This is a genomic window from Pseudoalteromonas sp. B131b, assembly GCF_037162545.1.
In the GTDB taxonomy this organism is placed as follows: Bacteria; Pseudomonadota; Gammaproteobacteria; order Enterobacterales; family Alteromonadaceae; genus Pseudoalteromonas; species Pseudoalteromonas fuliginea.
This window is the reverse complement of record NZ_JARLUZ010000002.1, coordinates 246,242-261,817: the sequence shown is the minus strand read 5'-3', so window position 1 is coordinate 261,817 and position 15,576 is coordinate 246,242. Positions and strand designations below refer to the sequence as shown.

Sequence of the window (15,576 nt, the reverse complement as noted above, 5' to 3'; positions counted from 1 at the left end):
CTCTAATAAGGCAAATTTACTGCCAATGATATAAAAACCTTTTTTTCATAACCTTAAAAAAATTGCTGTTATTATTTATACAAGCGTGTGCGGTTAACCGCACACTTAGAAATACATGTTGTCACTAAATCCGCACAACTATTCCGTAAACATATCTCGATTAAGATTATATTTACTCATTTTATCGTAAAGTGTTTTACGCGCAATTTGCAGTGTTTCCATGGTATTTTTGATGCTTCCATGATTTTGCTCAAGCGCATATTCAATCAGTGATTGCTCATAAAAAGCCACTTTTTCTGATAAGCTCAAATCAGGAGATAATCCACCAAACTGCTGCGTATTAACCTCGGTAAAAGCAAGTTCGGCGCCAAGTAATACCGCACGTTCGGCTTGGTTTCTGAGCTCTCTTACATTACCAGGCCAATCATAAGCAACTAAGCGCTGTTGTATTTCGCTGTTCAGGGGTGCTGGAGGCTTGTGATAGCGCGTTGCAGCAATAGAACTAAAATGCTTAAACAATAAAAGTATATCTGCTTTTCGCTCTCGTAAAGGCGGAATATTTACTTTAACTAAGCTCAACCTGTAATATAAATCAGCTCTAAACTCGCCTTTTTCAACTAATGACAGTAAGTCTACTTTTGTCGCAGCTACAATTCTTATATCTAAATCAATTGCTTTGTTATCACCTACAGGGGTTACTTTTCGCTCTTCTAAAACGCGCAGTAATTTAACTTGCAGCGACATGGGGGTACTTTCTATTTCATCTAAAAAGACCGTACCGCCTTGTGCATATTCAAACTTACCTTTACGGCTCTGCGTAGCACCCGTGTATGCTCCACTTGCTGCACCAAACAGTTCACTTTCTATTAATTGCTCTGGTACAGCCCCACAGTTAATCGCCACAAAGTTACAGCTCGAACGAATACTCTGATCATGTAAGTAGCGTGCTACGAGCTCTTTTCCTGTGCCGGTTTCACCTTCAATCATTATATCTGTTGGCGTATCTATTACTGTATTTAATAAATGCATCATATGTTGCATTTTGGGCGTATCCCCCAATATACGTACACCCGGCGCAGATGCTTTTTGCACAACCACTTTTAATGCGCGATTTTCCATAACAAGACTGCGCTTATCACATGCTCTGGCAATACAATCAAGTAAGTGTTCGTTCAGCGGTTTTTCGAATAAATCGTATGCCCCTAATTGCATTGCTTTTACCGCAATGGACACGTCGGCATAGCCTGTTAAAAATATCACAGGAAGCTCACTGTCAAAGGCTGTGATTTGCTCGAGTAAAGTTAAACCGTTCATTGTGGGCATATTAATATCGCTAAGCACAATTCCATTATACCGTCGGCTAAGCTTACTAAGGGCCGTACTTGCGTCGTTAAAACACTCTACTGTATAACCTTCTAGTGTGAGTAGTTGTTTTAGCGAATCTCTGATCATCGCTTCATCATCAATCACTATAATGTGTTTACACAACAAACTATCAATCATGCTTATCCCCCTGCTTACTTGAAAGACTAATAATAAATTCAGCCCCACCTTGCAATCTATTGTGTGCGCTTAAAGAGCCATTAAATGAATCAATAATCTGTTTTGATATTGATAACCCTAAACCGAGACCTTTGCTATCTTTAGTGCTGTAAAAGGGCTCAAATAAATGACTAAATACATGTTGTTCAATACCCGAACCGGTGTCTAAAATAGAGAATTTAACGCGTTCTTCAAAACACTCCAAATTGAAGGTCAAATTACGTTCAACAGCACCATTCATAGCTTGGCTGGCATTGGTAATTAAATTAACCAGCACTTGTTCAAACTTAAGAGCATCAACCCAGACGATGACTGCTTCATCAAATTGCGGGGGCTCTACCTGCACATTGTCTTGCTTTAACTGGGCGCTAGAAATCATTAATGCATTATTAACAAGCGCAGCAAGCGGGTATGGTCTTAATTGCATCCCTGATGGTTTACTAAAGTGTTTCAGCTGCCCCACAATTTTATGCACTCGCTCGACTAGCCCTTCAATAATAACCAAACTTTGACTTAAGGCTTCGTAATTACCTTTTGCTAATAGCCGCTTAGCACTTGCTAGGTATGTATTAATTGCACTAAGAGGTTGGTTTATTTCATGATTTATACCAGCACTCAGCTGCCCTATAGTAGCCAGTTTAGCTGATTGCACTAAAGCCGTTTGTACCTTTTCAAGCGTTTGGGTACGCTCTATTACTTTTTGCTCAAGACTATGCCTTGAATAAAGTAATTTTTTATATCCAGCAAAACGAGCTAATAAGCTATACCCAATAATAATTATAAAACTGTAGATAATAATAACCCAAAATAAGCGCGATATTTGTGCGCTATCGACCTTTGATACATCGACAAGAATATGCATTGTGGCATTAAAGTTATTGAGTTTCATTGAGGACGAAACATATCGCTGTTTATCAATTTTAAATTGCGTCGTACCTTGGCTCTGAGACTGATACTGCTTTATGTATATCGGTTGATGATCCAGATAAGAACGGCTAGATTTGATCTCCTGCTTTGCAGTAATTCCGAGCTGAGTAAAGCTATTCAAACGCCACTGTTCAATATCAGACATGGCAATAACGTGATCGGGAAGTTGTAAATAAAAATGGCTCCCCTTCGACGTGTTTAGCAACTCTCTATCATTTTCGAACTTACTCACATTAACTTTTAAAACCACTACTCCAATGGCTTTATTATCACTATAAACTGCTTGTGAAAAATATATGCCTCGTTTATTTGAACGTATACCAAGTGCAAAATAGGCCACTTTATCATCCGTAAAAGCACGTTTAAAATAGGGTCTAAAAGCATAGTTACTGCCCAAAAAAGTGTAATCAGTCTGCCAATTACTACTTGCAATAACATCACCTTGCGTATCCAACACAAAGATGTCAGACGCACCGCTGGCTTGCTGAATATCAGCTAGATAATTATTAATTGCGCTATAATGTTGTGGTGTTCCTGATACAAAACTTATCATCAACTCATTATAAGTTAATAACTCTGGGATCGCAGAAAAGCGTGCAAGTTCAGTATCAATATAATTATTTAATTGAGTAACTTGACGTTCAGCCTGAAGGTTTGCTTGCTCAATATCATGAGTTCGTCCGAGAAAAAATGATATCAACAAAATAAATATGGGTAATATACAAGTAATAATGATTCTTTTAGAAAGAGAAAACATACTGACCCACAAAATAACCTGATGAATTTAAAGAACCTAGTTTAACGGCTTATTAGCCATAGCGATATAAACTTTTGTTAACAAAAATCAGAGCGAGTAAAAAAATCACCGCAACCAAAAATGTTCACGGTGATTTTTTATTATACCAATTCACTTCATTAAGTTATCTATTTTGAGGTAGTAAACATTGCCGATAACAAGGTAAAAAATCGTTATTTAGTTGTTCCCAGCAATGACTTCTGCATTGTTTTATCTACTGCATCCATGGCGTTGTAAATCAGAAATTTTGACTACTGTTAGCCTCAGGCTTTATCCCTTAAATTGATAACGTATTATTGCAAATTGATATAGAGCATTATCTATTCGCTAAATTAGCTTGCAGTTACAGCTCTTCGATTTTTAACATATTTGTATAAACCAATTAATGACGCTGCAATCCAGAATATTTCGATTACAAAACTGGCTAAGTTAAAGTTATAACAAAGGCTGATCAACAATAAAATGGCCCCTGTTAAATTCATCATATTGTACATTAAGCTAGTTGGAGATGTTTTACCTAGCTGCAGTAAAAAGAATGAGCCAACGACTAAAAAAGTGCCTGTCATACCTATGATGTCAAATAAGAGTGCTATCACGAAACTATCCTTTATCCATTTTTAAATAACCCAAAAAACTGGCCCGATCCGTGGGGAGGGTATTTTTTCATTCATTGAAACAGCAAAACCGGGCGATTCTATCAAGATGATAAATTCTAACAAGGGCATATGTCCGTATAAGCAATATGCTTATTTAAATGTAACTTTACCACCAATAATTTTATAAGCGGGTATCCCTCTTATCACAGCAGGCCTTGCAAAAGAACGATTACAGTTAGGGCAAATACAGGGCTCTTTTGTGAAATTTTGGCTAATACGTTCTATAAAACATTTAACAAGCGCTCCTTTACCGCCCTTTCGATACTTCAATAATGGGGTTTTACAAGCAGAACAAAAAATATCAACCGTTTTTTTGGCCCTTTTTTATTTGGTTTAGCCATAATTAGTCATTAATTCAAAGTAATACCTAAAGTGTAACAAGACTAAGGCCAAATACCCAAAATTAGGCCCATTAAAGAAAATTGTAAAATATGAAAACTACCATTAATTAAAAACAGCTTCATCGGCCGTTGCTCAAAAATATAACTAAGCCCAAGTGAACTACTAACCCAAAATACACCGATAATAAATCCAGTTCCTACACTTTCACCAACGTTAGGGTTTTCACCTAGAAACAATGCAAGCAAAAAAGTGGCTATAAAAGATAATAAAAAGCTCCCTCCAAAAATTAATTTTGGATCTGCTGATTGCAAATCTAGCTCTGTTAAACCACAACTTTCAAGCCAAGCTTGTTTAAACATTCTATTTGAATACCAAATGCCACCAAGCATAAAGCAAGAGAGCGCGGCAATTAATACCGCAAAATAATCAACATCAGAAAAATTCATATACTGCCATAACTTATGCATGAGAGGTTATTTGACTGTAGTTAATAATTATTAAAGCGGCAAACTCATAATCTGGAAACTAGGGCCTTATATGGACTCCCCGTAAATATCAAAAAGAAAAAGTTAAAATATCCCCAGTTTTGCACCAGTTAATGTAATAAGATCGGTTGTCATTAATTTCACTTCTAAACCGCGTTTTCCTGCACTTACATATACGTGCTCAAACTGTGATGCACTACCATGAATGTAGGTAGCGAGGCGTTTTTTTGTCCCAGTGGACTTACCCCTCCTAAAATATACCCCGTACTGGCTTGTACTTTTTGTGCAGCCGCCATCGCCACCTTTTTAGATGAGGCTAATTTTGCCAATTGCTTTAAATGAATTTGTTGAGAAACAGGTGTTACTGCAACAATTAATTCGCCTTCATGTGTTTCAAGCACTAATGTTTTAAATACTTGATGGCTATTAAGCTTTAACTTTTCAACTGCTTCAAGCCCATAGTGACTATTGCTAGCGTCGTGCTCGTAACTTAAGACATCAAACGAGATTTTTGATTTTTTCAATAGATCGATTGCAGGTGTCATAATACTTAATCATTTTTTATTAACAGTAACAAAAATAAAATTTAAAGCAAAAAAAACGACGCTAAAAAGCGCCGTTTCATTATTTATAATAATTTAAATTTACTTAGTTAAATCATCAAAAAACTTTTTAACACCGTCAAAAAAGCCTTGCTCTTTAGGACGGTTTTTAGAGCTATCTGTGCCCATGCTTTCATCTAATTCAGTCAGTAGTTCACGTTGACGCTCGTTCAAATTAACTGGCGTTTCGATTACCACTTTACAAATTAGATCGCCTTGGGCACCACTGCGTACAGACTTAACACCTTTGCCACGCATACGGAACATTTTTCCCGTTTGCGTTTCAGACGGTATTTTAAGTTTTGCACGACCATCAAGTGTCGGCACCTGAATTTCGCCACCAAGGCCTGCTGTAGTAAAGCTAATTGGTACTTCACAATATAAGTTATTCGCTTCACGTACAAATATTTCATGCTCGCGAACCGATACTTGCACGTACAAGTCGCCAGATGGCGCGCCGTGCATTCCGGCTTCGCCTTCACCTGTTAAGCGAATACGGTCACCGGTATCAACGCCAGCTGGAATCTTAACTGAAAGCGTTTTGGTTTTTTCTACGCGGCCTTGACCATGACACTTGTTACAAGGATCTGAAATAATCTGACCTTGTCCTTGACACGTTGGACATGTTTGCTGCACAGCAAAGAAACCTTGGCGCATTTGCACTTGGCCAGCACCATGACATGTAGTACATGTTTTAGGTTTAGAACCCGCTTTAGCACCACTGCCGTCACATGGCTCACAACCCACCCATGTTGGTACTTTAATTTCAACTTCTTTACCACGAACCGCTTCTTCTAAGCTTAAGTCCATGTTGTAACGTAAGTCAGAGCCACGTTGCTGACGAGATTGACGTCGACCACCGCCACCAAAAATATCGCCAAATACGTCGCCAAATACATCACCGAAATCACCTTGGCCGCCGCCGAAACCACCATGGCCACCACCGCCGCCTTGCTCAAATGCCGCATGACCATGTTGGTCATACATTTGGCGTTTTTGCGCATCGGTTAAAATTTCGTAGGCTTCTTTAACCTCTTTAAACTTTGTTTCGAGATCTTTATCGCCTGCGGTACGATCTGGATGATATTTCATCGCTAAGCGTTTATACGCTTTTTTTATGTCTCGCTCACTCGCATCTTTGCTTACGCCGAGGGCTTCGTAATAATCGCGTTTTGACATATCTATCACACTACTCTTTTCTATTTGCAGCGTAAGCTGCTGGATAAACCGATAAATCGCATCGATTTATCATTGAATTTGAACCTTAAACACATGCAAAAGGCGCGACAAGCTATTGCTCGCGCGCCTCAATTGTTCATCCTAACCTAAACACTCAACTGAGTTAAGTGTTTTTGGCTAGCGAGAAGCGTTAGCAACAATTATTTGTCGTCTTTCACTTCTTCGAACTCTGCATCAACAACGTCGTCGTCTTGCTTAGCTGATTGCTGTTGCTCGCCTGCATCTGCTGAACCTTGCTGCGCTTTCGCTTGAGCAATTTCCATCAGTTTTTGAGACTTCTCAGCAAGTGCTTGAGTTTTAGCTTCAATCTCTTCTTTATTGTCGCTCTTAATTGCCGCTTCTAAATCTACAACAGCCGCTTCAATCGCTTCTTTATCTTCGTTTGGTAATGCATCGCCAGCTTCTTCAACTTGCTTACGTGTACCGTGAACTAAAGCGTCAGCTTGATTACGAGCAGCTACAAGTTCTTCAAACTTTTTATCGTCCTCAGCATGTGCTTCTGCATCACGAACCATCGCTTCAATTTCGTCATCGCTTAAGCCTGAAGATGCTTGAATCGTAATTTTTTGCTCTTTACCTGTATCTTTATCTTTAGCAGATACATGTAAGATACCATCGGCATCAACATCAAATGTTACTTCGATTTGTGGTGTGCCACGTTGTGCTGGACGAATACCTTCTAGGTTAAATTGACCTAGAGATTTATTGTCGCTTGAACGTTTACGCTCACCTTGAAGTACATGAATTGTTACAGCAGATTGATTATCTTCAGCTGTTGAGAATGTTTGCGATTTCTTAGTAGGAATCGTCGTGTTTTTCTCAATCAATGCAGTCATTACTGAACCCATTGTCTCAATACCTAGAGATAATGGAGAAACGTCTAGTAATAGTACATCTTTAACGTCACCAGCAAGTACACCACCTTGAATCGCTGCGCCTACGGCTACTGCTTCATCAGGGTTAACATCTTTACGAGGCTCTTTACCGAAGAACTCTGCAACGATTTTTTGTACTAAAGGCATACGTGTTTGACCACCAACAAGAATAATGTCGTTGATGTCGCTTACTGATAAATCAGCATCAGCAAGTGCACGTTTAAGTGGCTCAATTGTTTTAGTTACTAAATCTTCAACTAGTGACTCAAGCTTAGCACGTGTTAGTTTCACGTTCATGTGCTTAGGACCAGATGCATCAGCAGTTACATACGGAAGATTTACTTCAGTAGATTGTGCAGATGAAAGTTCAATTTTTGCTTTTTCAGCAGCTTCTTTAACACGTTGCATTGCAAGCGGATCATTTTTAAGGTCTAAGCCTTGATCTTTCTTGAATTCAGCTACTAAGTAGTTGATTACACGGTTATCGAAATCTTCACCGCCTAAGTGAGTGTCGCCGTTTGTAGCAAGTACTTCAAAAGTGTGCTCACCTTCAACTTCATCAATTTCAATGATTGATAAATCGAAAGTACCGCCACCTAAGTCATATACTGCAACGATGTTTTCGCCACGGTTTTTATCCATACCGTAAGCCAGTGCCGCAGCAGTTGGCTCATTGATAATACGTTTAACTTCAAGACCCGCAATACGACCAGCATCTTTCGTAGCTTGACGTTGTGAATCATTAAAGTATGCAGGTACTGTGATTACGGCTTCAGTTACTTCTTCACCTAAGAAGTCTTCAGCTGTTTTCTTCATTTTTTTCAGTACTTCAGCAGAAATTTGTGGTGCAGCACGTTTTTCGCCGCCCGCTTCTACCCATGCATCGCCGTTATCAGCTTTAACAATTTTAAACGGCATGATGCCGATATCGCGTTGTACTTCTTCGTCTTCAAAACGACGACCAATTAAACGCTTAATTGCAAATAATGTGTTTGTCGGGTTAGTAACCGCTTGACGCTTAGCAGATTGACCTACTAATGTTTCGCCGTCTTGCGTGTAAGCAATAATAGACGGGGTTGTGCGATCGCCTTCCGCGTTTTCAATAACACGTGCTTTGCCACCATCAAGTACTGCAACACAAGAGTTTGTAGTACCTAAATCGATTCCAATAATTTTACCCATGAAACTTCTCCAACTTCAATATTCGTTAATACGTTCGATGACTTAGTAAATAGGGATGCGCCAAACTTATTTCAACTGTAAAAATGAAAAAAATTCATTTTTTATGATTTATTTACAAAATAACCCTAATAATTGTAAGGAATGATGATTTTTACACCGCCAGAGGCGCTTTTAATTACTGGTCTGACTAGTTTGGTTGTGTTATAAATTTATTAAATCGCACTTTAAAAGGACATCTTCATGCATTTTGAACAATTACTTCTCCAAGCTGAAAAAATTGGAAGTTCAGACAATACCGAACAATTAACTAGCACAATGCAATTTCCAGAAAACTGGTGCCAAGGCAGAACTGCTTTTGGTGGGCTATCAGCCGCACTGTTGTATCAAGCAATCAGAGGTAAGGTTGCAAGTGATCGTCGTCTACTTTCTCTTAGCACTAATTTTGTAGGACCATTGCTTGCCGATACTCCCTTTTCTTTATCAGTAGAAATACTACGACAAGGTAAAAGTAGTACACAAGTACTTGCCAAAGCCATTCAAAATGAACAAGTGTGCGTTATCGTACAAGCATGTTTTGCTAAAAGTAGAGAGTCGGGTGTTAATGTGCCCGTTTCGAAATCTTTAGGGTTAAAACCGGTAGACGAGCGCTATACACTCCCTTTTGTTAAAGGCCAGATGCCTGAGTTTTTTCAGCATGTTGATTTATGCCCACAACAAGGCGCTATGCCATTTAGCAGCGCAGAAACTTCTCACTTAGGGGGCTGGATGCGCTTTAAGCACACCCCAGAGCAAATAACAGAAGCGCACGTTATTGCATTAACAGATGCATGGCCACCTACGTTATTACAAATGTTTAAACAACCCGCTCCAGCTAGTAGCATGTCTTGGTACTTAGAGTTTGTGCAAGAACCAAACTTAACACCTGGCGAATGGCTTGGCTTTGAAGCAATCACTCATCATTCAAAAGATGGTTATGGTTTAGAAGATGGCTGTATTTGGTCACAATCAGGGGAGTTAATAGCCCTTACACGCCAAACGGTGGCGTTATTTGACTAAAAACCCTAAAGCCAAACAATATTAAAATGTTTGGCTTTTAAAGGCTTATTCACTGTTCGCGTTGTATTAATGCATTAAATATTGCAAAATTGGACAAACATTCTTCTTGCTTGGTATTAAATTGCAAACTGTCTGCCCCTGCTGCGATCTGATCATAGACATACCTCGCATAATCGCGAAACAAATGGCGATATGCCCACATTGTCATCATAAACTTTGCGAAGCCGATGTGAATCACGACAGCCGTATTGTTGCACTGAGTTTTAGCGCTTTGTTAATGTTGCTAAGCAGCATGTTTTACCCTTTCATTTCATTTAGCAGTAGCGGCATTACTCAAACAATTACTCTACCCGATGCCGCACGAATTTTATTTAATTACGATAGCGAACTACTCGGCTTATTTATTGATCTTAGTATTATTGCCCTGCCTATGGGTTTACTCCTTATTTTGATCCCTCTGCACTTAGGGGTATTAAAAACATTGCCCGAAGGCATAGCAAGGCGGTTATTGAAATTCACGCTTGTGTTAGAGCCTTGGATTATGTCAGAAATATTTTTAATCGGTGTGCTGGTCAGTATGGTTAAAATTATGTCGCTGGCTGATATTAGCTTTGGGGCAAGTTTCTGGGCTTATGTAGGGTTTGTTATTTTATATATAGCAGCACTTGTTCACTTAAATCGCCCGCGTTTATGGGCTCAAATTAAGCCTGTAAAAATACTCGAAGGCGCTGATAACGCAAAACGCGCAATTGATGAAAATATTAAAGCCTGCCATGTATGTCACCAACTATGCACCGGTGATATCTGCCAACGTTGCCACACTAAAACACACATCAGAAACCCTTATAGTGTACAAAAAGCAACTGCATGGTTAATAACCTCTGTTATTTGCTATATTCCTGCTAATGTTTTACCAATAATGCATACCACTAGTTTAGGTGATGAATCCCCTCTACATTAATTGGTGGTGTAATTACACTTTGGAAGAGTGGTTCCTATCCCATTGCTGCCATTATATTTTTAGCCAGTGTGGTTGTACCGCTTGCTAAAGCGTTTGTGCTGAGCTTTTTATGTATTATGGTTACAAAACCTGCAAATCGGCATACAAAAAGTTATACTCGAATTTATCAACTGACTGAGTTTATTGGAAAATGGTCCATGATAGATGTATTTGTCGTTGCTATTTTAGTTGCCTTGGTACAGCTTGGTAATTTAATGTCGGTAACTCCAGGTCTTGGCATTGTATTTTTTACAGTTATGGTATTATGCCAAATGATGGCTGCCCATGCCTTTGACCCACGACTATTGTGGGATTCACCTAAAAATAAGATATCAGAGAATAAAGCATGACCGAAACTGCTGAAATAACAAAAGAACCGAAGATTTCCGCCATCTGGATCATTCCGGCAATTGCGCTTTTAGTGGGCATGTGGATGTTATATCAGTATCAAGCAAATAAAGGCCCTACTATTTTTATCGAAATGCCACAGGCCGAAGGTATTATTGCAGGTAAAACGGAAATAAAAGTGCGCAGTGTAAAAATAGGTCAAATTGATCATGTTCGGCTATCCGACACGCAAGACAGCGTAATTGCTCGCGCGCAAATAGATAAAAATTACAATAGCTTATTGACCGATGATGCAAAAATTTGGGTCGTTAAACCTCGCATTGATGAAACAGGTATTAGTGGTATGAGTACTCTTTTATCAGGTGTTTATTTAGAGTTTTCTCCAGGAGAAAGTAAAGAGCTAAAAGAAAGGTTTACGCTCCAAGATGAACCCGCACTTATCGGTAAAGACGTTAAAGGCGGTCGCTTTAAACTCCTTAGTTATAACGCTGAAGTACTTGATGTAAGCACCGGTATATTCTTCAAAAATTATAAAATAGGGCAAATAGAAACCGCTACTTTTGATTGGGAAAACCAAGCAATGAAGTATGGCGTTTTTATTAAAGAACCTTATCAAAACCTCATCACTATGAATTCTATTTTTTGGGTGAACGCGGGTATTGAAATTGACCTCTCTGCAGACGGTATTAATATAAATACTGGCTCTTTAAGCAAACTTTTAAAAGGCGGTGTTTCTGTTGGGTTACCTGAGCAACAGGCCCCGGGTGAAATAGCACAAGATGGGCATAGCTTTTCATTAAGCCAAAGCTATAAAGAAGCGTTAGAAGAGCGCTTTTACGACTTTGATTACTACCTAATTGAATTTGAACAATCCGTTAGAGGGTTGCGCACAGGAGCGCCTGTAGAATATAGAGGTATGCGTGTAGGGACTGTTGTAGAAGCCCCTGCTAATGTAATTGTTAACGGTAAGCCCGCTCACTTTAGAAACCACAATACGGCTGTTCCGGTACTTATAAAAGTAGAATACGGACGTTTGTATCATGACAGTGCTTCAGCTAAAGAATATTGGCAAGGTAGTTTAAAAGGCTGGATTGAAAGTGGGATGCGCGCTTCATTAAAGCCCGGCAATTTATTAACGGGTGCGGTGTATGTTGATTTTGATATATATCCCGACGCACCCGCAGCGCATTTAGGCAAACTTGTTCAATATGATGTTTTTCCAAGTATTTCCAGCGGTATAACCGTATTGGCAGATCAAGTATCTGATGTACTCAATAAAGTTAATGACTTAAAAATTGAAGATAGCTTAGCGCAAATGCAAGCGACATTTACTGACTATCGAGCGCTTGCTAATGAAATGCGAGAGCTACTGAGCCAAAAAGACACACAAAATTTACCGGGTGACTTTAACCGTAATTTTGAGAAAATGACAAAAAGTATGGTGCAATTTGAAGTAACCATGCGTCAATTCGACAAAACAATGGCCAGTTACCAAGCCGGTTCTGAACTTCATCATCAAATACAGCAAACATTAAAAGAATTTAAACGTTTAAGTGAAGGGTTACAACCGCTTACTCGTGGTTTGAACGAGCAACCTAATATGCTAATTTTTGATAAATCATTACCCGCAGATCCAAAACCAAGGAAGCAATAATGAGACCGTTATTTTTAACTGCAAGTTTATTATTACTATTGTCAGGTTGTAGTTCATCAATACAAACTGCGACACAGTATTACCAGTTTGAACAGCCAATAGGCGCTTCGTCTCGCAACATTGCGGATACAGATGCGCAACTAAGAATACAAACTGTTGTACTCAGAGGCGCTTTAAATAATTTGGGCATTGCTATGAAAATAGATAGCAACCAAATTCATGCTGCAAATTATAACCTGTGGGGCGAATCGCCGGATGTAATGCTTACTGCAACAGCCCAGCAAACACTTTTTAATACTATGCCCAACTGGATGGTAATAAAAGGCTTACCGGTCATTACTGAACTTGATCAACAAACGTTTTATGAGCTTGAATACGAAATTCACCACTTTAATGGCGATATGCAAGGTAACGCTGATATTTCTGGGCTTTGGCGTTTATATTACACACACCCTGAAACAGGCCGACGCCTTATAAGTATTAATAATTTTTCGCAATTGGTCCCTATTGATGATGATGGCTATGACGGTTTAGTTTCAACACTTGAAGCAACATGGCTAAATATAAACCTAAATGTTGCAAAACAAATAGAACAAGCAAGACTTTAATCGTTAAGTGACAATATAATCACGGCGGTTTTGTCATCATTGATAACCGCCTTGCCCTCTATTTTAAAACCCAATTTTAACAACACATTCTGCGATGCCCTATTATCTGGTGATGTTATTGCACACAGTTTTGTAATTCCAAATTCATGCTTATGTTGCAAAAGTGCGCTGGCCGCTTCAAGAACATAACCCTTTTTTTCAAAACCGCTTACAAGTGCAAAACCTAAATCAGGTTGTTGTAACGCGGCGCGTTTATAAAACCCAACAACGCCAACCACTACAGCATTATGCAAAGTAATAATGTAAGGCCCAAAGCCTTGGCGTACATGAGAAGCAATAAATGATTGATTGATGTACGACTTGGCATCATCAAGGGTATAAATTGCTTTATCGCCAATGTGCTTTATAAAACTAGCCTGATTAACTAGCTTAAGTAAAACCGCTGCATCAATCTCATTTGCATGGCGTAACAACAGACGATTTGTTTTAAATACTGCGTTCAATGTAAGTTCCTCTAAAAAACTTTGTTTAGCATGTAACTTTTTGTTGACTGAAATTAAAAAGCAGATTATTTTTGCGCCGATGTTTTTACAGGCACAACAATAGCGGTTTGCACTCCTCGCACCGTCTGGCGCCAAAGCCAACGCGTTTCACTTAAGCCGCTATTTAACATAACTGTTTAAGTGTCCCTCCCACGCGTACAAAAGCAGTGACTTGGAAAATGATTTAACAACAAACTTATCATCTTCTTTGTTTTTGTATAAGCAGTTTAAAAATTAATACTATTTTAATTTTTATACATGCTTTTAATTTTGTGAATACTTAAATGCTTGAACCTTCTGCGTTAAGTTTACTGCCACCGTTGGTGGTAGTTGTATTGGCTGTTGTATTACGCCGCCCTATTTTATCTTTACTTATTGGTGCTTTAGTTGGTTTAGTTATAGCCGACCCTGCACAGGTACTTACTAACTTTGCGAGTACATCGCTAAAAGTGATGACAGACGAAACCATCGGCTGGCTAATACTTGTATGTGGTGGTTTTGGCGCACTTATCGCACTATTAGTGCGTACAGGTGGTGCATCGGCTTTTGGCAAGCTAGCTCTTAAGTACACCAAAGGTAAGCGTTCATCTTTGTTTATGACCTTTTGTTTAGGTGTGGTTATTTTTATTGATGACTATTTAAATGCGCTTACTGTGGGTGAAACCATGAAACGCATTACCGATAAATTTAAAGTGAGCCGTGAGATGCTTGCTTACGTTGTTGACTCAACTGCTGCACCAATTTGTGTGCTTGTCCCTTTATCTACCTGGGCGGTATTTTTTAGTGGCTTATTGGTAGATAACGGTATTGCTGAGGAAGGCAAAGGGATTGCTGTTTATATTCAAGCTATTCCGTACATGTTTTACGCGTGGTTTGCAGTGCTTGTTGTTTTACTTGTTGTGCTGGGTGTTATCCCTGCGATTGGCCCAATGAAAAAAGCAGAGCAAATGGCTCAAATTGAGCAAGCTCAAGTTGATCCAGCCCAATACAATGACGTTCAAACAGCGGATGAATATGCAGTAAAAGCCGTAGAAGAAAACTTTGAAGATGCTGATCCTAAAGGTAAATTACGTAACTTTTTGGTGCCGATTATTTTACTGGTTGCATTTACTGTTTACTTTGAAATAGACGTATACAAAGGCTTATTAGCAACAATGGCGGTCACTCTCCCGTTTTATGCTCTACAAAAATTAATGAGCGTAAGTGAAATGATTGAACGCATGCTTGATGGCTTTAAAAGTATGATCCCCGCGATTGGTACTGTTATAGCTGCGTTTATATTTAAAGATGTATGCGACTTAATTGGTTTGCCTCAGTTTGTTATTGGCAGCTTAAGCCCTTATATGACCGCTGCATACTTACCAGCCGTGGTATTTATTTCAATGGCTATTTTAGCGTTTGCAACTGGGTCTAGCTGGGGTATTTTTGCTGTATCAATTCCGATTGTTATGCCACTGGCAAATGCGGTTGATGCAAACATACCACTGGTCATTGGTGCGCTATTATCGGCTTCCTCTTTTGGTAGCCAAGCGTGTTTTTACTCAGATTCAACCGTACTCGCAGCGCAAGGTTCTGGTTGTAATTTAATGAGCCATGCCGTTACACAATTGCCATATACACTGATTGCTGCGGCATTAGCTGTTATAGGCTTTTTGATAATGGCTTAAATTTGCTTAAATAAAAACCCCAATGTAGTGATACATTGGGGTTTATTTTTAGCTA

At 39.1% G+C, this 15,576-nt stretch carries 11 protein-coding genes and 3 pseudogenes; 5 read left to right on the top strand and 9 right to left on the bottom strand.

All coding sequences use genetic code 11. The annotated features are described in order from the left end of the window. Nucleotides 1-138 precede the first annotated feature (138 nt). The 8 genes and pseudogenes from P4S65_RS19115 to dnaK all read right to left on the bottom strand — a co-directional run bounded on the left by P4S65_RS19115 (nucleotide 139) and on the right by dnaK (nucleotide 8,646). The gene (locus tag P4S65_RS19115) at nucleotides 139-1,503 is read right to left on the bottom strand and encodes a sigma-54-dependent transcriptional regulator (protein ID WP_096794505.1); all 1,365 of its coding nucleotides are present in this window, start codon (nucleotides 1,501-1,503) and stop codon (nucleotides 139-141) included. Beyond that, entirely contained in the window at nucleotides 1,496-3,226 is a 1,731-nt protein-coding gene (locus tag P4S65_RS19110) for a sensor histidine kinase (protein ID WP_096794504.1), read from the bottom strand. Before P4S65_RS19110 ends, P4S65_RS19115 begins: the two co-directional genes overlap by 8 nt. A 371-nt stretch (nucleotides 3,227-3,597) precedes the next feature. After that, nucleotides 3,598-3,861, bottom strand: coding sequence for a CBU_0592 family membrane protein (locus P4S65_RS19105; RefSeq protein ID WP_007375526.1), 264 nt, complete (start codon nucleotides 3,859-3,861; stop codon nucleotides 3,598-3,600). Between the two features lie 150 nt (nucleotides 3,862-4,011). Next, nucleotides 4,012-4,262 (bottom strand): annotated as a pseudogene (locus P4S65_RS19100) (hypothetical protein). Nucleotides 4,263-4,304: 42 nt separating this feature from the next. Continuing rightward, nucleotides 4,305-4,709: a DUF1761 domain-containing protein gene (locus P4S65_RS19095; RefSeq protein ID WP_007375528.1), complete on the bottom strand. Its 405-nt coding sequence runs from the start codon at nucleotides 4,707-4,709 to the stop codon at nucleotides 4,305-4,307. Nucleotides 4,710-4,832: 123 nt separating this feature from the next. Beyond that, nucleotides 4,833-5,293: pseudogene (gene ybaK / locus P4S65_RS19090) on the bottom strand (Cys-tRNA(Pro) deacylase). 99 nt (nucleotides 5,294-5,392) lie between these two features. After that, complete coding sequence (gene dnaJ, locus P4S65_RS19085) at nucleotides 5,393-6,529, bottom strand: molecular chaperone DnaJ (RefSeq protein WP_337121197.1); 1,137 nt, start codon at nucleotides 6,527-6,529, stop codon at nucleotides 5,393-5,395. A gap of 200 nt (nucleotides 6,530-6,729) precedes the next feature. Next, entirely contained in the window at nucleotides 6,730-8,646 is a 1,917-nt protein-coding gene (gene dnaK / locus P4S65_RS19080; protein WP_337120905.1) for a molecular chaperone DnaK, read from the bottom strand. Nucleotides 8,647-8,886: 240 nt separating this feature from the next. On the opposite strand from dnaK, the gene P4S65_RS19075 reads away from it, so the two are divergent. The 4 genes and pseudogenes from P4S65_RS19075 (at nucleotide 8,887) to P4S65_RS19060 (ending at nucleotide 13,312) form a co-directional block, all read left to right on the top strand. Continuing rightward, on the top strand, nucleotides 8,887-9,702 hold the full coding sequence (locus P4S65_RS19075) for a thioesterase family protein (protein WP_008134340.1): 816 nt from the start codon (nucleotides 8,887-8,889) through the stop codon (nucleotides 9,700-9,702). A 184-nt stretch (nucleotides 9,703-9,886) separates the two neighbouring features. Beyond that, a pseudogene (locus P4S65_RS19070) lies at nucleotides 9,887-11,052 on the top strand (PqiA/YebS family transporter subunit). After that, nucleotides 11,049-12,704 carry an intermembrane transport protein PqiB gene (gene pqiB, locus P4S65_RS19065; protein ID WP_337120903.1) on the top strand — a complete coding sequence of 552 codons (1,656 nt, stop codon included), beginning with the start codon at nucleotides 11,049-11,051 and terminating at the stop codon, nucleotides 12,702-12,704. The pseudogene P4S65_RS19070 and the gene pqiB overlap by 4 nt, the downstream one beginning before the upstream one ends. Next, on the top strand, nucleotides 12,704-13,312 hold the full coding sequence (locus P4S65_RS19060; RefSeq protein WP_337120901.1) for a PqiC family protein: 609 nt from the start codon (nucleotides 12,704-12,706) through the stop codon (nucleotides 13,310-13,312). The genes pqiB and P4S65_RS19060 overlap by 1 nt, the downstream gene beginning before the upstream one ends. Here the strand turns inward: P4S65_RS19060 and P4S65_RS19055 are convergent. Next, the gene (locus tag P4S65_RS19055; protein WP_337120900.1) at nucleotides 13,309-13,815 is read right to left on the bottom strand and encodes a GNAT family N-acetyltransferase; all 507 of its coding nucleotides are present in this window, start codon (nucleotides 13,813-13,815) and stop codon (nucleotides 13,309-13,311) included. The two genes, P4S65_RS19060 and P4S65_RS19055, sit on opposite strands and share 4 nt — an antisense overlap. A 323-nt stretch (nucleotides 13,816-14,138) precedes the next feature. Here P4S65_RS19055 and P4S65_RS19050 point away from each other — a divergent pair, with 323 nt between their 5' ends. Next, nucleotides 14,139-15,521 (top strand): Na+/H+ antiporter NhaC family protein, encoded by a 1,383-nt coding sequence (locus P4S65_RS19050; protein WP_008134345.1) that lies wholly within the window; start codon nucleotides 14,139-14,141, stop codon nucleotides 15,519-15,521. The last annotated feature ends 55 nt before the right edge of the window (nucleotides 15,522-15,576 follow it).